This is a genomic window from Tenacibaculum sp. 190524A02b (genome assembly GCF_964036645.1).
Taxonomy (GTDB): Bacteria; Bacteroidota; Bacteroidia; order Flavobacteriales; family Flavobacteriaceae; genus Polaribacter; species Polaribacter vairaonense.
Map to the genome: position 1 here is coordinate 4,569,967 of NZ_OZ038525.1, position 16,930 is coordinate 4,586,896.

General features: G+C 28.8%; 17 protein-coding genes and 2 tRNA genes. 17 read left to right on the plus strand and 2 right to left on the minus strand.

Features of this window, described 5'->3' with window-relative positions; all coding sequences use genetic code 11:
• Positions 1–23: 23 nt before the first annotated feature.
• The 9 genes from ABNT65_RS18535 (at position 24) to ABNT65_RS18575 (ending at position 5,899) form a co-directional block, all read left to right on the plus strand.
• Positions 24–719, plus strand: coding sequence for a hypothetical protein (locus ABNT65_RS18535; protein WP_348746557.1), 696 nt, complete (start codon positions 24–26; stop codon positions 717–719).
• 18 nt (positions 720–737) lie between these two features.
• Positions 738–1,313 carry a hypothetical protein gene (locus tag ABNT65_RS18540; protein WP_348746558.1) on the plus strand — a complete coding sequence of 192 codons (576 nt, stop codon included), beginning with the start codon at positions 738–740 and terminating at the stop codon, positions 1,311–1,313.
• Positions 1,310–2,389, plus strand: coding sequence for a DUF4932 domain-containing protein (locus ABNT65_RS18545; RefSeq protein ID WP_348746559.1), 1,080 nt, complete (start codon positions 1,310–1,312; stop codon positions 2,387–2,389). Before ABNT65_RS18540 ends, ABNT65_RS18545 begins: the two co-directional genes overlap by 4 nt.
• A 223-nt stretch (positions 2,390–2,612) precedes the next feature.
• On the plus strand, positions 2,613–2,981 hold the full coding sequence (locus ABNT65_RS18550) for a hypothetical protein (RefSeq protein WP_348707141.1): 369 nt from the start codon (positions 2,613–2,615) through the stop codon (positions 2,979–2,981).
• A 196-nt stretch (positions 2,982–3,177) separates the two neighbouring features.
• The gene (locus tag ABNT65_RS18555) at positions 3,178–3,828 is read left to right on the plus strand and encodes a metallophosphatase domain-containing protein (RefSeq protein WP_348746560.1); all 651 of its coding nucleotides are present in this window, start codon (positions 3,178–3,180) and stop codon (positions 3,826–3,828) included.
• An 11-nt stretch (positions 3,829–3,839) separates the two neighbouring features.
• A complete protein-coding gene (locus ABNT65_RS18560; protein WP_348707143.1) occupies positions 3,840–4,241 on the plus strand; it encodes a hypothetical protein in 402 nt (133 codons plus the stop codon).
• 55 nt (positions 4,242–4,296) lie between these two features.
• Entirely contained in the window at positions 4,297–4,695 is a 399-nt protein-coding gene (locus ABNT65_RS18565; RefSeq protein WP_348746561.1) for an NUDIX domain-containing protein, read from the plus strand.
• A 10-nt stretch (positions 4,696–4,705) separates the two neighbouring features.
• Entirely contained in the window at positions 4,706–5,038 is a 333-nt protein-coding gene (locus ABNT65_RS18570; protein WP_348707145.1) for a DUF3291 domain-containing protein, read from the plus strand.
• 12 nt (positions 5,039–5,050) lie between these two features.
• Positions 5,051–5,899: a CPBP family intramembrane glutamic endopeptidase gene (locus ABNT65_RS18575; RefSeq protein ID WP_348740064.1), complete on the plus strand. Its 849-nt coding sequence runs from the start codon at positions 5,051–5,053 to the stop codon at positions 5,897–5,899.
• A gap of 268 nt (positions 5,900–6,167) precedes the next feature.
• Here the strand turns inward: ABNT65_RS18575 and der are convergent, their stop codons facing one another.
• Both der and era read right to left on the minus strand, forming a co-directional pair.
• Positions 6,168–7,478 (minus strand): ribosome biogenesis GTPase Der, encoded by a 1,311-nt coding sequence (gene der, locus ABNT65_RS18580; protein WP_348707147.1) that lies wholly within the window; start codon positions 7,476–7,478, stop codon positions 6,168–6,170.
• Positions 7,479–7,566: 88 nt separating this feature from the next.
• Entirely contained in the window at positions 7,567–8,448 is an 882-nt protein-coding gene (era, locus tag ABNT65_RS18585) for a GTPase Era (RefSeq protein ID WP_348707148.1), read from the minus strand.
• A 136-nt stretch (positions 8,449–8,584) separates the two neighbouring features.
• Between era and ABNT65_RS18590 the strand changes: the two genes are divergently transcribed.
• The 8 genes from ABNT65_RS18590 (at position 8,585) to ABNT65_RS18625 (ending at position 16,551) form a co-directional block, all read left to right on the plus strand.
• Positions 8,585–8,657, plus strand: a tRNA-Met gene (locus ABNT65_RS18590).
• Positions 8,658–9,133: 476 nt separating this feature from the next.
• Entirely contained in the window at positions 9,134–9,661 is a 528-nt protein-coding gene (locus ABNT65_RS18595) for an AraC family transcriptional regulator (protein ID WP_348740067.1), read from the plus strand.
• A 305-nt stretch (positions 9,662–9,966) separates the two neighbouring features.
• Positions 9,967–11,625 (plus strand): thiol-activated cytolysin family protein, encoded by a 1,659-nt coding sequence (locus ABNT65_RS18600; RefSeq protein ID WP_348746562.1) that lies wholly within the window; start codon positions 9,967–9,969, stop codon positions 11,623–11,625.
• A gap of 377 nt (positions 11,626–12,002) precedes the next feature.
• Positions 12,003–13,670: a thiol-activated cytolysin family protein gene (locus ABNT65_RS18605; RefSeq protein WP_348746563.1), complete on the plus strand. Its 1,668-nt coding sequence runs from the start codon at positions 12,003–12,005 to the stop codon at positions 13,668–13,670.
• 187 nt (positions 13,671–13,857) lie between these two features.
• Positions 13,858–14,784 carry a T9SS type A sorting domain-containing protein gene (locus ABNT65_RS18610; RefSeq protein ID WP_348746564.1) on the plus strand — a complete coding sequence of 309 codons (927 nt, stop codon included), beginning with the start codon at positions 13,858–13,860 and terminating at the stop codon, positions 14,782–14,784.
• An 18-nt stretch (positions 14,785–14,802) separates the two neighbouring features.
• A complete protein-coding gene (locus ABNT65_RS18615) occupies positions 14,803–15,615 on the plus strand; it encodes a matrixin family metalloprotease (protein ID WP_348746565.1) in 813 nt (270 codons plus the stop codon).
• Between the two features lie 26 nt (positions 15,616–15,641).
• A complete protein-coding gene (locus ABNT65_RS18620) occupies positions 15,642–16,250 on the plus strand; it encodes a hypothetical protein (RefSeq protein WP_348746566.1) in 609 nt (202 codons plus the stop codon).
• Positions 16,251–16,478: 228 nt separating this feature from the next.
• Positions 16,479–16,551, plus strand: a tRNA-Met gene (locus ABNT65_RS18625).
• The last annotated feature ends 379 nt before the right edge of the window (positions 16,552–16,930 follow it).

The window sequence follows — 16,930 nt, forward strand, 5'->3', positions numbered from 1 at the left end:
CAGTTTTTTTGTGTAAAATTCGAATGAATAAACTACTAATATTAACTATTCTGATTCTATTATTGATTTCTTGTGTAAAGAAAGAAAAAAGTGAAATGGAATTTTATATAGAAAATCAAATTTCATTTTTTGATTTGAGGAATGGAGATTTGACAAAAAACTTGTGGATAAGAAACCCCAAAAATCTAAAAATGATCCACGAATCATTAAAAAAAATCGGTTATGAAAAATTAGAGAACTTAATTTCAGAAAGTGAAAATGAGTTTTTAATTCAAGGTGTTTATATAAAAAAGAATTTTAAGGATTTAATGGATAGTTTAGAACTAACTTACATCAATCCAGAAATTCAATCCAAATATTACACAGAATTTTGGAATCGCAGAAAAGTAGAGAAGAATGACTCAATGGTATATGCAATTATACGAGAATTTAATTCAATAAAAGCGGGTAAAAAAATACAGAGTTATGAGAATCAGTTTGTAAATGATACTTTAGTTGATCTATTAAAAATGGAATTTGATAATGATAATCTGAATTCTGAAAAAGCAAAATTAGATTTTTATATGTTAAAAAAATATGGGCTGAATCAATCGGCTTATAACTTACTCTTTGAAAGGATGGAATATTCCGAATTGTATTTAAACCGAGTAAAATTAAAAAAGGAATTGATAAAAACAATGGAGTTTAAAAGGCCATGGCTTATCGATAATGAAAAATAAAAGATTAATAAATTGCACATGAACCACACTAACCACTGTAAATTATGTGAAAACGAGTTAGTAAATCTTAAAAACGGACTTATTTGTAAAGTAACAAACAAGAAGCCTAACTTTAAAAACACATGTTCAGAAATTAAACTAGAAAATAAATTTCAAGAAACGTTAGCATTGATTAATTTAAAGTTTGAAAGAATCCGAAAAAAGAAAAAAACAGTTCATGTATATTTTTATATAACTATTTCAATAGGAAGTGTTCTTATAATTAGTGGTTTTTCTTTCATAAATACAGCTATTACAAGTATGTATGCTTTACAAGTTTGTTTGGGAGGTTTAGCAGTAGGAATTACATTTTTAGGAATTGGGTACAAGAAATTACATGAGTTTAGAAAAGCCTACTATAATTCAGTGCTAGATAAAATAGAGATAGATGAAGTTTTAGAAAAATACAAAATTGAATATCAATCAAACATTGAGTTTAAACCTAATTATCATGGAACTCAGGAGGTAGTAGTATTGTTAAAATTTAAAAACAGGATAAAAGAATACTCAATTACAAAACATGAAAATAAATATTCTATTATAGAAATAGTATGAGAAAAGCATATATGTTAATTAGCTATTGTATTGTTGTAACAATGTTAAGTTGTAAAGAAAAAAAAGAAGAGAAAACATTATCAAAAATAACAGAATTAGAAAACAAAGTTGTTTTTAAAATTGATGAACGAACTGAGTTTTTTAGAACTATTTTCAATATTGCAGTTCAAGAAGATTTACCTGAAGATATCCGCCCTTGTCATACAGAATATTTAAAAAGAGTTAATAATCAATTTCTGAAGTTTAAAAATCACCCTATTATACATTGGATTAAGAAGGGTGAAAATATAGGAATTGATTTTTCAGTGACAGGTTTAATGTATAAAGACTTAAAACAATTTGAATTTGATACCATTTATAAAAAAGAATTAAAAGCTGTAGGGCTAACTATAAAAACATTAGATTCTATAAAACCATTATTAATTGATTTCTATCAAAAATCAGAATTTAACCAATTCTTTAATAATAATAAAGATTATTATAAGAAAGCGATGTCTAAAATAGAAAAGCAAGTTTCAAAAGAAAAATTGTTTAATAAAGTGATGAGTTTTTATCAGGATAATAAGAAAGACTTAGAGTTGAAAGTGTTTGTTGAATTAACAAATAATGCTGTAAATAGAGCGGTACCTTTTTATGATAGTTACAATCCAAAAAAGAGAGCTTACATTTTAGGGAATATTTGCAAAACACCAAAGAAACCAATGTTAACCAATTTGTTTTTAGAATTGAATAACGATAGACGTGGTATTTTATACCATGAAACCTCTCATCTTTTTACAGATAAATTACTAAAAAAGCATATAGGAAAACTAGAACAATACAAACCTATATGCAAAGAATGTAAAGATATTGATGTAATAGATAAAGTTGATCATATGATTGTATATCCAATTCAAGCTCTTATGATGAAAAGGTTTGATGGAAATAATATGGGAGATAACTTTTTTCTTAATAAATGCAAAGACGTTAGAAAAGAAATCTATAAAAGATTAGCTGAATATAAGCCAGAAAATGATATTTCGTTTGAAAAAGTGTACATGGATTGCATACATCTAATAAGAGAATCGGCAAAATAAAAAAGAAAGGATTCTTTCTTTATAAACACAGTTATAAGAATACCAAAAGAGCATAAAGAAAAGGTGTTTTTAAATTGTTGTTCAAAATGCAAAAAAAGACAAGAACGCCAAGAGCAAAACAGAGTAGATATTGTAATAATAAATGGTTTGATAACGTTACAAATTAAAAATAAAAAACATCTAGTAAAAGTGAATACATTATTTCTGTGTAAATAATAATTATATGAGGAGTTATTGGTTGTTAATTAGTTTGTTACTGACGCTAAATTGTAAAAATAGAACAAAAGGAACATTAGTTGTAGGAAGTGGGGAAGATGTAGAGGTAACATTGCGTATTGAGGATACTAAAAATATTGAAAGAATAGAATTTTCTTCGGGTAAAAACTTTGTATTTATAGGTAAGAAGGATGTGTTAACTAATAATATATTTATCTATAAGTTTAAAAATAGAGGAAGAACTTTTAAAACCTGTGTATACACAAATATTGACACTATTTGTACGAAGAGTTATGTAGAACCAGGATATACTCCAGAAATAATACTTATAAAAGATAGTTTGATTATTACTGATGCAATAATAAGCTATAATTAAATTGAGGTTATCATATTGATAAACTTAAGTGAAAGATTTATAGGAGTATGTACATTTTTGTAAAAACAACTACATTTATTCCATAATGTAGTTAGTAATTAAAAATGATAAGATGTGAAGGTGTCGTTGATAATAGATAGGAATTTTTTGATATAAAAACTACATATGACTATTGAAAAATAATAAATATGATCAGATGAAAATAGTTTGCATTTCAGATACCCATGGTTTTCATAATAGCCTAAAACTTCCTGAAGGAGATGTAATTATACACGCTGGAGATGTTACTCAGAGTGGTAGGGAAAATCAAGTAATAGACTTTTTAAACTGGTATACTCAGCTTGACTATGAATATAAAATTTTTATAGCAGGAAATCATGATTATTTTTTTGAGCAAGAAAATGAAGAAGAAATCAATAAAAGAATACCCCAAAATATTACTTATTTAAACGACTCAGGAATTGATATTAACGGAATAAAAATTTGGGGATCACCCATACAACCCTTGTTTTGTAATATGGCTTTTAATAGAAGAAGAGGAGGTGAAATTAAAAAACATTGGGATTTAATACCTAATAATACAGATGTTTTAGTAACACATGATCCTGCATACGGAGTGTTAGATACAACCTTACAAGGGCAATCCGTGGGGTGCGTAGAATTATTACAGAAAGTAAAAACAGTTCAACCTCAAATACATATATGTGGGCACATTCATGAAGCCTATGGTGAGCGAAATCTTTTTGGAGTTGATTTTGTAAATGCCAGTGTTGTTAATTTTAAGTACCAAGTGGCAAATACACCAATTGTATTTGAAGTAGAAAAAGTAACCAAAAGTATATTGTAAAATAAAAGAAAATGAGAACAATTTTAGTACTAGCTTTAATATGTATTAGCTATAGTTTAAATGCACAAAGTTTATCAGGAAAAGACATTCGTATCCTAAATACATTGCAGGTTAAAACGGATAGTCTTAATCTAAATGATTTAAGTATTCAAAAAGATTTAAAAAAAATACTGTGTTTAGATAGAAAAAGAAAAACCAATCAAGTAGTAGCAATTGTAATCACCTCATTCGCAGCTCTAGGTATTGTTTCTGGAACAGTTTTAGCTTCTGGAGATAATACTATAATAGGAGAAGTTGTAGGAGGTTCGGTAATTCTTGGAGGCGTAATTTATGGTGGAATATCTATCCCTTTCTGGACAGCATCATCTAGGAGAAAACGAGAAAGAGATAGACTGATAAAATTGTTTGATTAATTATTAGGTTTTTTTATAGTAAGTTTGAAGTGATTAATTTTTAGTGCCGTTAATTATGAAAGAGATTGATAAAATAGCATTTATAGAAACTAAAGAAGGAAAGGTATTAAGTACAAGGTCTAAAGGAAAAATAAAATATTATATACCCGGAGGGAAAAGAGAGTTAGGAGAAACTGATGAAGAAACCTTAGTTAGGGAAATTAAAGAAGAGTTAGACGTAGATATAAAAAAAGAAACAATTGAGTATGTAGGTACATTTAAAGCACAATCTGATGGAGCAAAAGAAGGTGTTTTAGTAAAAATGATTTGCTACAAAGCAGATTATGAAGGAGGTTTAAAGCCAGCTAGTGAGATTGAAGAAGTAAAATGGTTAGATTTTAAAGATTTAAATATTATTTCTGAAGTAGATAAAAAGATTTTTAAGTTTTTAAAAGAAAAAGGAACGTTAGTATAATACCAAACAGATGAAAGCAACAATAACTTCTATAGAATTGAAAGGTCTTTTTAGTTTTTTTATCCTCTCAAATGAAGCCTTGAAAATAATTAGACAATTAAAAACAACTTCTTGTAAAGATTTTAAAAAGAAAGGGTTTTGGACAAAACATTATACCATGACTTTATGGAATAATGAAGATGAGATAAAAGCATTTTCTCAAAGTGGAGCGCATTTAGAGGCTATGAAGTTAAGTAGTAAGATAGCTAAAGAAATAAGAACCATAACCATTGATACAGACAAACTACCAAGTTGGAAAGAAGCCATGAAACTTTTAGAAAAAGGAAAAGTGTATAATTATTAAGTTTTATATAGAATGGATATACATATTATTCTAATTTACGGAGCTTTATTGTTGAGTGTTATTTCTACATGGATTCCTTATAAACTATTTAAACAAATTCCATTGTGGTTGTTTTTTTTAACCATTTCATTTAGTACAGCAATAACTTTTAAAGTAGCTTCATTGTTTTCATTAGTTTATACATTAATCTTTGGAGTATCAGTGTATAGCTACTATAAACAAAAGAATTTTTTATTGTTTTTTATAGTGTTAGCATTAGCAATTCCCTTAATGCTTCATAATCCAGAGCTTGGTTTTAATAATTATCAGTATTTAAGTAATCTATCTTTAACAAGTGATTCAGTGCCCTATAATTTATATTTTAATTTAGATAAAACTTTAATAGGAATATTTGTAATCGCTTTTAGTGTTAATTATATAAAGTTTAATATTTCACAAATACTAAGGTTTGTGTTACTGTTTTTGTTTTTTAAAGTGCTGTTGTTTTTTGCGCTTGCAATTATATTGGGGTATTCTAAATTTGAACCTAAATTACCGTATTTTACACCTATTTGGGTTTTAGTTAATTTATTTTCTACATGTTTAGCAGAAGAGGCTTTGTTTAGAGGGGTAATACAGCAAAAAATAAGCAGTACCTTAAAAGGTAAGTATGCTTCTATGGTAAGCATATTAATAGCCTCATTATTATTTGGTATTGCTCATTATAAAGGAGGTTTTATATATGTGATATTAGCTACAGTAGCAGGAGGTTTTTACGGATATATTTATTACAAAACTAAAAGAATAGAAAGCTCAATACTTTTACATTTTGCATTTAATTTTATTCATTTTTTATTCTTTACCTACCCAGCTTTAAAATAGAAAAACTTTTCTCGTTAGATATAGTGTAAGAAATGTTAGCATTGTCTTTTAGTTTTCATGATGAATGAATAAAGCTTTAATAACTTTTTGATCTTCTTTTGATTAAATAGTTTTTGTTACTTAAAAAAGGATAGGGTTTAGTAAAAAGATATTTGGTAGTATTATAAAAGTTATAAAAACAACAATAGTTTTTTCATAGTCAATTGTAGTATGTTTAGTGTACAAAAGATGAGAAAAAACTATTGCGTTTATCTATAAAATGTTAAACTTATTTTTGTCTAAAATAAATACTAATGGGTACTCCGTTAAAGTTATAATGCTCACGTAACTGATTTTCAACATAACGTTTATAAGGATCTTTTATGTATTGAGGTAAATTAGCAAAAAAAGCAAATTGAGGCGTATGCGTTGGTAATTGCATACAGTATTTTATTTTAATAAATTTTCCTTTGGTAGCTGGAGGCGGATTATGTTGCATAATCTCTAACATCGTTTCGTTTAACTTACTAGTTTGAATACGACGTTTTCTATTTTCAAAAACTTCTACAGCCGTTTCAATAGCTTTAAAAATACGTTGTTTGGTTAGTACAGAAGTAAATATGATAGGTACATCTGTAAAAGGAGCAATTTTTCTACGTACTTCAGCTTCAAAGTCACGCATAGTATTGGTTTCCTTTTCTATTAAATCCCATTTATTAACTAGAATAACTACACCTTTTCGGTTTTTTTCCGCTAACCAAAATATTTTTTCATCTTGTCCTTCAAAGCCTCTGGTAGCGTCAATTACTAAAATAGCAACATCAGAGTGTTCAATAGCTCTAACAGCTCTCATTACAGAGTAAAATTCTAAATCTTCTTTTACTTTAGATTTTTTTCTAATCCCAGCAGTATCTACTAAGTTAAATTCAAAACCAAAACGATTATACTTAGTATCAATAGAATCACGAGTAGTTCCAGCAATATTAGTTACAATATTTCTATCCTCACCAATTAAAGCATTTATAAAAGATGATTTTCCTGCGTTAGGTCTTCCAACAACAGCAAATCTTGGTAATTCATCTTTAGCTTCCTCATCATCACTAGGATCTGGCATAGCTTCAGTAATAGCGTCTAGTAACTCACCAGTACCACTTCCGTTTATAGATGATATTGTGTAGTAATCCCCTAAACCTAAGTTGTAAAACTCAACAGCATCTGCATCACGCATGGCGTTATCTACTTTGTTAACAGCCATAAATAATGGTTTCTTTACTTGGCGTAAAATTCTAGCAACTGCATCATCCATTGGTGTGATACCTTGTTCTACATCAACTACAAAAACAATAATATCAGCTTCGTCAATTGCTAACTGAACTTGTTTTCTAATTTCTCCTTCAAAAATGTCATCAGAACCAATAACATACCCACCAGTATCAATAACAGAAAATTCCTTTCCATTCCATTCAGATTTCCCATAATGTCTATCTCTTGTAACTCCACTTACAGAATCTACAATGGCTTCACGACGTTTAACTAAACGATTAAATAAGGTTGATTTACCTACGTTTGGTCTTCCAACAATAGCTATAATATTACTCATGCTGCAAAGGTAGTGTTTCTAAAAAACAAAACAACTATTGATTACTGTTCAATAGTTGTATAATTTTAAAATATATAATTGCAAAGTTTTAGTCCTTGTAACCAAATCTTTTTAATTGTTTTTCATTAGATCTCCAATTTTTATTGACTTTTACATATAAGTCAAGGAACACTTTTTTATCAAAAAAGTGTTGTAAGTCTTTCCTTGCATCTGTTCCCACTCTTTTGATAGCACTACCTTTATGACCTATTATAATACCTTTTTGAGTATCTCTTTCTACCATAATTACAGAGCGTATTTTTATAATACCTTCTTCTTCCACAAAACTTTCTGTTTCTACTTCAACAGAATAAGGAATTTCTTTTTTATAATGACGTAGTATTTTTTCTCTAATGGTTTCATTAACAAAAAAACGCTCAGGTTTATCTGTTAATTGATCTTTAGGATAAAAAGGAGGAGAGTCTGGTAATAGTTCTATTATTTTATAAAAAACGGTTTCTACATTAAAATTTTCTAAAGCAGAAATAACATAAACAAAAGAGTTAGGAACTTTCTTTTTCCAAAAGTTAATTTTCTCTTCAACTTCATCTTGAGAAGATTGGTCTATTTTATTTAATAAAAGAATTACAGGAATTTTACTATTAATTATCTTATTAAAGAAAGCTTCATTTTTTAATTCTGATTCTCCTATTTCAACCATATATATTAAAACATCTGCATCATCAAAGGCTGATTTTACAAAGTCCATCATAGACTCTTGTAACTCATATGCTGGTTTAATAATACCAGGTGTATCTGAAAAAACTATTTGATAGTCTTCTCCATTTACAATACCTAAAATTCGATGCCTAGTAGTTTGCGCCTTAGAAGTAATTATAGAAAGTTTTTCTCCAACAAGAGCATTCATTAGGGTTGATTTTCCAACATTGGGGTTTCCAATGATGTTTACAAATCCTGCTTTATGTGTCATAAAACAAAGATACGTGCTTTTGATTTAGTATGCCTATTTTTATTTGTTAGAAAACTTTAAATAGTTAAAAAACTAATAAAGTTACATTATAATTTGGATATAACAATAAAAAAACACTATATTTGCAACCGCAAATCGCGGGATAGAGCAGTAGGCAGCTCGTCGGGCTCATAACCCGAAGGTCACAGGTTCGAGTCCTGTTCCCGCTACTAAAAAGCTTCTCATTTTGGGAAGCTTTTTTATTTTTAGCTATTTGCTTGAAAAAGAAAAAAATATACCTCAAGTATAAGAAATAGTTATTACGCATTTATTTTTTCTATGAAAATTAATTAGGGTTTTTAGTTTTTCTTTTGTTTCAGAATAAAGCTCATTCTTTACTTTTTGTATTTGATATGAAAAGTAGATTTTAGAATTAAAAATACGGCTACATTGTTTAATTCTACAAATTTTTAGAGTGAGATTCATAAGTACAATCAATACATTTTTTAGTGTAAAAGAAGTTTTTTTATAAAACAAGAGATGTCTTTTGCCTAATGTTGAGATAGAAGAAAAATAAATAAACAATTAAGATATTGAAAGCACCCTAAAATTATATTCAAGCAGAATTAAAATGATTTAGACTAAGAACATTCCTATCACCCCTAAAATCAAAATTAATATGTCCCCTACTAACAAATTTAAAAGTTTGACAAAAAATGTAATTACTAAGTTGGAAGATGAATTGAAACAATTTAAAAGTTTAAATAATCCAGCTCTTTTTAACTTTTTTATGGCAAAAACATCTTCTTATACAGAAGAGGCTGCTGAGGTAAAAAATGTGTTAAATAAAATAGATAAACCTGATAGTTTAGATGAAGTTAATTTAAATTCTTCTATTTACGTAAAAGGATATCAGTCTGAACTTATAGAGAAAGTGGTAAAAATACTTGAACAAAATATCACTGAAGATATTAGTGTAGAGTTTATTGCTGAGGAGTTAAATATGACTCGACATACTTTTTTAAGAAGAATGAAAAAGATAACAAATTATACAGCCATAGGTTTTATTAAGCATTATAGGTTACAGTATGCTTCAAAAAAGTTAAAATATTCTAATTATAGTATAAAAGAAGTAGCTTTTTTATCTGGTTTTAGGAGTATATCCTATTTCCATTCTGAATTTAAAAGGAAGTATAAGGTTTCACCTAAAAAGTTCCAAAAATTCTATTGTTAAATAGTATCTTAATTAATTGTTTTTAAATAAAGAGTTGCCTTTTAGGTGACTCTTTTTTAGTTTTAATATTTGATACTCCATTTTAATACGTTACTGTTTTTAATAAAATATAAAATAATTAATGTTGTTAATTTTACATTTGGAAAGATGAGAATATAACTTTTATAGCAAAAGACTTCTATTTTGTTACAAAAAGAAATGATCTAACATTTCTAGAATAAAAAGTTTCTTCACTTATATAATTTCGTTTTGTGATCACAAAAAATAAAACCTTAATTATTCTTTAAAAAATAAAAAACAAACTTATGAAGTTTAAGAATTATGTCTTAATAGGACTTTCTTTAGCAACTGTGTTTTCATGTCAGAATATTGAAGATGATGTTGTTTTAAATAATGAAAATTTATTAATATCTGATACAGAAAATTTAGAAGCTAGAAGTAGAACAAGATTAAATTGCACAACCAAAACATATGATTATACGGGGGCTGATTTAACTTCTTTTATGGATTTAAGTACAGGGCAAACAGCCATGTGGCCAGGTAACTTAATTGCAGAAAATAGTTTAGAACAAGGAAAACCAAGTTCAATTCCTTTTCCAGGGAAAGCTAGAAATTCAATAGAAGTAGGTGTTACTGGATTATCAGGAACAAGTGTTGACTTATTTGTTAATGTTGACAGACCAGACATAGGAACAGTAAGTAATAGTATTAATAAAATATTAAATAAAGCATTTAATGACGCAGGTACATTTGCTGGTAAAACTATTTTCAATGTAACGGAGTTAAAAAGTAAAGAAACTGTTTCTTTAGCATTGGATGCAGGATATTCCGGCCCTAGTGTTTCTTTATCAGGTAAATTAAATTTAGATTTTAATAATGGAAAAAATAAAGTAGCGGTTACCGTGAAGCAAGAGTTTTATGAAGTAACAGTTTCTCCTTTAAGAGGCTTGTTAGGTAAATTTGGCTGGTATAATTCAGATGTTGTTGAAGAAAAAGATTTTACAGGGATAGTTACAGATTTTAAAGGAAATCGTAAGGATAACCCAGCTTTATTTGTAAAGTCGATTTCTTATGGTAGGTTTTTGACCTTGATATATGAATCATCTGAAAGTGTTAAGGATATCTCAGCTGCTTTGGAGTTTAAGTATAAAGGAGTAGGAGAAGCAAATGCAAGTGCACAAGCTAAGTATAACAAAACATTAAGTAATACTAGTGTGTCTGTACATCAAATAGGTGGAAACCCAAGAGATACTTTTGCAGCTACAATAGACGCATTTGATGGAGATGTGAAAAAAATTATTCAAACTTTAGAGAATAGTGCCGTTGTTAGTAAAAGCAATCCAGGATATCCAATAGGTTATACAGTAGGAATAGCATCAAATGGAAAGACATATTCTCATTTTTATAGTCAATTAAAAGGGACTTATCAAGACTGTGAGCCTATAACAGTTGATAGAATTCGAATAGAACCATATAGCGTTACTACAAGTAATATGAATGAAGACCATGGTACATCTGGTTTAGAATTGTTTGGAAATGTTTCAGTAGATAAGTTTAACCAAAGAACTCAAAGTTGGGAGCATGTACGTAAACTACATTGGGGTTACATAGTTGAGGATATGGCCATAGATCATTTTCCTTTTACAAAGGTAAGAGCTGAAACTTCCGTAGGTGGAGGAAGATCCATGGATTTTGATATTGAGGCAGTACCAGGAGCCAAGTTTAGAATAACTGGCCAAACCTCAGAATGCTCAAAAACTTGTCATGCAGATGATCATGGAGATCATAATACAACTAAAGTATTTGAATTTATCCCCAATAGAACACGTAGATGGTACTATACAGATCAGTATGTAGGAAATTCAGTAGGTCAGAAAAATTCAGTAAGTTTTTGGTCTTCAAAAATAGGAGATAAAGGTGATGGAAGCGCAAGAATTAATGTATGGCTATATAAACTAAATTAGATTAATCAATATACAAGCTAATTGTTAGTTTAATAATACTTTCAGAAATAAGTTATATAACCCTAGTAATTTTTCTAGGGTTTTTCTTTTTTAAAATAATGTGAAGATTATGATTGGAGATATTTTGAGTTCAAGATATACTATTGAATAGTCTTTGTTTTTTACAATTTTAAGTGTAGAATAAAAAACTTAAATTTCTTATTGTGCTATGATGTTACTAAAAAAGTTTATTTTTTTTACAAAAGCTTTTAACTTTTTAGCAAAAACCATCGATGTGAAATTTCATAAATAAAGTTTCTTTAATGCTATTTAGCTTTGTCTTGTGATCACAAAAAATAAACCTTAATTATTCATCTCAAAATTTAAAAATTAAACTTATGAAGTTTAAGAATTATGCCTTATTAGGGCTCTCTTTAGTATCCGTATTTTCATGTCAGAATGTTGATGACGATATAGTGTTAGACAATGAAAATTTAGCATCGATAGAAACAGAATCGTTTCAAGCAAGAAATAATACACATTGCGTAACCAAAACTTATGATTATACAGGTGCAGACTTAACTTCTTTTATGGATTTAAGTACAGGGCAAACAGCCATGTGGCCAGGTAATATAATTACGGAAAATAGTTTGGAACAAGGAAAACCAAGTTCAATTCCTTTTCCAGGGAAGGCAAGAAACTCTATTGAAGTTGGAGTGACTGGATTATCTGGTACAAGTGTAGATTTATTTGTTGATGTTGACAGACCAGATATAGGAAGAGTAAGTAATAGTATTAATAAAATATTAAACAATGCTTTTAACGATGCAGGTACATTTGCAGGTAAAACTATTTTTAATGTAACGGAGTTAAAAAGTAAAGAAACTGTTTCTTTAGCATTGGATGCGGGGTATTCAGGTCCTAGTGTTTCTTTGTCAGGTAAGTTGAACTTGGATTTTAATAATGGAAAAAATAAAGTAGCTGTAACAGTAAAACAAGAATTTTACGAAGTAACAGTTTCTCCTTTAAGAGGTCTATTAGGAAAATTTGGTTGGTATAATTCAGATATAGTAGATCAAAAAGATTTTACAGGAATTGTAACAGACTTTAAAGGAAATAGAGCAAGTAATCCAGCATTATTTGTGAAATCTATTTCGTATGGAAGGTTTTTAACTTTAGTATACGAATCTTCAGAAAGTGTAAAAGACATTTCAGCTGCTTTAGAGTTTAAGTATAAAGGAGTTGGTACAGCAAATGCTAGTGCGCAAGCTAAGTATAACAAAACATTAAGTAATACTAGTGTGTCTGTACATCAAATAGGAGGGAATCCAAGAGATACTTTTGCCGCTACTATTGATGCATTAGATGGAGATATCAAAAAAATAATACAAACTTTAGAAAAAAGTGCAGTGGTTAGTAAAAGTAATCCAGGATATCCAATTGGATATAATGTAGGAATAGCCTCTAATGGTAAAACATATTCGCACTCATATAGTCAATTAAAAGGAACCTATCAAGATTGTGAGCCAGTAATAGTTGACAAAATTAGAGTTGAGCCTTACAGTGTAACAACTGCTAATTTAAATGAAGATCATGGAACTTCTGGATTAGAACTATATGGAAATATTACAGTTGATGTTTTTGATCAACAATCTCAAAGATGGAGAAATGTAAATAGTATGTATTGGGGATATGGAACTGGTACAGCTGACATTCGTGTAGATCATTATCCGTTTACAAAAGTTAGAGCTGAGTCTAAAATAGGAGAAGGTAGATCAATGGATTTTAAAATAGAAGCTGTACCAGGAGCAAAATTTAGAATTACTGGAAAAACATTTGAATGTTCGGGAGATAATTGCTCAAAAAATAGGTATGGAGATAAAAATACTACAAAAGTATTTGAATATAGACCAGGAAGTGAACATAGGTGGTATTATACAGATCAATACACTGGAACTGTTAATAAGAAAAACTCTGTAAGTTTTTCTTCAAACCAAATTGGAGATAAAGGGTTTACTGGGAATGGTTCAGCTAGAGCCAATGTATGGTTGTACTTGTTAAACTAGATAAAAACTCTCTTTAAATATTAGTAGTAGAAGAAATATTTGTACAAGGATTGTAGGTCTTATAGTATCCTAGTATTTCTTTTATAGTTAATAATAATTGGATGTAATGCCAAGAGCCTACACTTGGCATTTTATAAACAAAACTTAATGATTTTATAATTACAAACAATACCTAATACCCTAAACAATGATAAAACAACTAAAATTAAAAAAAGTATTAGCTATAATAATCCTTTTTGTAGGAGGAGCTGCACAAGCTCAACTAGGAACAGAAATAAAGATTGATAATAAACATACCTTTATTAATACAATTAATAATATTCGTAATGCAAGAAAAGTAGCTGTAAACAATAAAGAAACACATATGTTATTGCGTTACAATAGAGGCTTTGGAGCGTATACGTATTTTCAAATGCGCGTAAAAGATTTTTATATCATTGGGCATGGTCAAGCAATAGGTAAGAATACGCCTAATATTATTCCTTATCCAGAACATGAAATAAGATACCCTGCAGTTTTACCAACCGTGCATGGTTTAGGAGGAATTAAAAATGCGTTATTAAACCCTGCTCCAGCTAATAGCGCTCATATAGTAGCTTTAGTATTTGCTGAATCTGTCCGTTCAGATGCGATGAGAAATTATGTAGGAAGAAGTTATAGTTCAGCTAGTATTATGTATGCTCCTTTAAGACCTATAGTAACCAATTGGAATCAAATTTCATTGTTTTTTAAAATAGATGTTTTCAATAACAACTTTAGACCTTTAAAAGATGTAGATTATATACAGTATTATAAATCAACAGGCAAGCCCCATGATTTGGGAGAAGCACTGAAGTTTCTGGGGGATTTAAATTCTAAAAGAACAAGTATTTCTAAAAAAGTGAAAGAAGAAAGTTTTTTTAAAGTATTTAATGCTTCAGGAGAAAATATAATTAAAACAATTGAACCTAATACTAGTGTTAAAATATATTCTATAACAGGACAAAAAATATATGATAAACAAATAATAGGTAATAGTAGAGAAGTATTGCCCTTATCAATAAAACCTGGAGCTTATATATTTAATGTAACAAGTAAAGGCAAAGTTGAAAGCAAGCAAGTTGTATTACCATAATGTATAAAAGTTAATTAGATGAGAAAATATAAACCGTTGTTTATAACTATGGCAACAGCGCTTTTGGTAATGTCTTGCCAAAATGAAGAAACCTTAGAACAAAACCAGTATGTAACTTCCCAATATGAAGTTAGCTTGAGTAATCCTATTGTTCAACAACTTTTGAAAAAAGGTTGGGAATATTCACAAATCAAACAAATTTCAGAAGATTTTTATTTAGTAGGCGATGACTTTTTATATCCTACAAAAGAAAGTACTTCAAAAGTAACTGTTTTAAATAGACAATCAAGATCTGACGAATTAATGGATATTAAAAATGCTAAAAGTGTAAACGTTTATGTAGATAAAAGTTTGAATGTAACACCTTTTCCAAATGAATTTTGGGAGGACGCCATTTTTAAAGCAGTTAAAGAGTGGAACAAAATACCTAATACAAGTTTACGTTTTAAACAAGTTTTTAATAGTAAAGCTGCAGATGTTGTTGTGCTTTCAGATAGAGGAACGTTACCAAAAGATGCTTTTGCTGCTGCTTTGGCTCCACAGTCTGGCAGGGCAGGAAAGCATATTTTAGTGAATACTAAGTATACAAATACCACAGGGAAACCAGTAAGTGAATCACAAAGAGTATATAATATGGTTCATGAGCTAGGGCATGCTATTGGTTTAAAACATACAAACTGGAAAGAGTTACGTGAACCAGCTGCAATTCATATTCAAGGAACAGCTTCAGTTGACCCTAAATCAGTAATGAATGGAGGTACTCCAGAATTAGAATGGAACGGTTTTTCAGAATATGATATGAAAGCAGTTCAAATTTTATATCCAGAATAAAAAATAATTAGTAAAAAAATAATAAAATGAAATTACAAAATATTATACCAGCATTTATGTTAGTATTAACATTAATAAGCTGTAATGAACAAGATACAATCACTATGGAGTCTAATTCTGTTCAAAATAAAACAAATAAACTCCAAACTCAGCAGCGAGATGGTTTTATAGATATTGTATATAGATCAGATTCAAGAACTCCAAAAGATATTGAAAAAGCAGGAGGTTTTTTTCCAAGAAAAACATTAAGTATTGAACAAGTAAGAGCGCATATTTTATATTATTGTGGAGCAAACGGAAGTGGGAAAAAGCCACAAGATTTAACTAGGTTAATAATATCTAGTCCACAACCAGAATATGTGTCTACAGCTTTAAATGATGATACAGGAGGGCAACATAGAGGGTATTTATATACCATGCAATTAGAAAATTTAATGGAAGTTCCTTTTTCAGATGAAGTTCTAGGGCAAAAATTAAACGTTAAAAAAAATCTTAACAATCCTACCTTGTTATTAAATGCAAAAACATTAGCACAAGCTACTATGGTAGCATTAAAACTGCCAAGAGGAGCGCAAGAAGTAACTTTTTTAACAGGAATCCCTTATGAGAATATTATAAAAGTAATAAAAGAATAAAATTAGAAGATTTTTTATTGTTTCCCATTACATAATTTTTAGGTGTTTATAGTTAAGGGGACATAAAAATGATTCTATAAACCTCCAGTGAAAAATACTGGAGGTTATTTTTTTATTAAGAGTGGTGTTTAAAATGTTGTTTTATAGTTTTTTAAAATATTTGTTATTAAAAAGTAAATAAAAAGTTGTTTTAAACTAATAAAAAGTGGTATGTTTGCAACCGCAAATCGCGGGATAGAGCAGTAGGCAGCTCGTCGGGCTCATAACCCGAAGGTCACAGGTTCGAGTCCTGTTCCCGCTACTAAAAAAAGCTTCTCTTTTGAGAAGCTTTTTTACTTTACAATAAAAAGGAATCCACATATCTTTTATTGTCCTTTTAGATTAGTTTAGTATCTTGGAGATGTAATTTAATCTAAAAAATGATTTACTATGCTCCATTCTTTTTAATTATTGAAAAAGTATCTTTTTTGCTCTCCCCAAAAACAGGATTTAGTTTAGTAGCGCTAAAATTATTAATTACTGATATAATCTAATAAGGAATTATGGGTTATTAATAGAGCAGTTAGTTTTTTATTTTAAAAATTGGAAATAAAAGATAAATATTTACGACAAAAGTAACATTCTTAGAACTCTTTTCAAGCTTGAAGGTAAAGTCTGTAGTTAAAATAATTCTAGTAAAT